Source organism: Helicobacter mehlei (assembly GCF_007280785.1).
GTDB lineage: Bacteria > Campylobacterota > Campylobacteria > Campylobacterales > Helicobacteraceae > Helicobacter > Helicobacter mehlei.
The window spans coordinates 1-859 of record NZ_VKGC01000060.1 but is presented as its reverse complement, the minus strand read 5'-3'; the positions used below and the strand labels follow the sequence as shown (position 1 = coordinate 859).

Genomic DNA, 859 nt, shown 5'->3' with positions numbered 1-859 from the left:
ATTGGACCAACAACAATGACCCCAGCCAGCCTAGAAGGTGGGTGTTGCAGGATTTCAAGGTGGTGGGGGATGAGCCCATAGCAGAGCCTAGCGCAGTGAGGGGAGGAGACAACAGGAGTGGAGGGGATAAGCCATTCCACTATAAGACAGAGGGGACTAAAAGCCTTACAGACTTGAGGGCAGATTTAAAACAGAGTCTAGCCCCTATTCTAAACCAAGACATCACTAACAAAGAAACGGGGGTAGTTGCTAGGATTTCAAGAAAAGGGTTAGACAAAATATCGAGCACAAAGGCTTTAGGCAAGAGTATAGAAAATGGTTTTTCTAAAGAGGAGCATTTTAAGGTGGGGCAAGACGTCAAAACTCTTTTTGAAAATGCGACCTTGAGAGAAACACATGATGATTATAAGAAACGGACAGATATAAAAGCCATCCATCGGTATTTTACAAATATTAAAATTAATGGCAAAGGAGCACAAGTCAAGATGACACTCACAGAGAGCGTAGAACAAGGGCATAGAATCTATAGTTTAGAATTAGAGGAGTTGAACCCCCTACCTTAAGGGCTGTAGCACACCCATACATCCCAGTAGAGGCAGACTCTAAACTCACCAAGAGGTGGAAGATGCGCGTAGGTTTCTACCTTTTCCACGACTATTTAAAGCCCGTGAGCGAGCCTACAACAAAAGCCCTTAAGAATTGCCAAAGAGTTAGAAACCTAAAACAAGGCTTGAGAATGAAGAAAACTTTAACTTTGTACTTCTGTGGTGCTTTAAGGACCCCCCATGCTAACCCCCTATCTTAACCAAGTTTTTAACGCCGATGCGTTAGGCTTTATGCAGGGCTTGCCTGATGCTTG

Annotated in this window: 1 protein-coding gene; it reads left to right on the top strand. The window is 43.9% G+C overall.

Going from position 1 to position 859, the window contains the following annotated elements:
- The first annotated feature begins 41 nt into the window (after window positions 1–41).
- Complete coding sequence (locus FNE76_RS08075; RefSeq protein WP_162983132.1) at window positions 42–563, top strand: LPD3 domain-containing protein; 522 nt, start codon at window positions 42–44, stop codon at window positions 561–563.
- The last annotated feature ends 296 nt before the right edge of the window (window positions 564–859 follow it).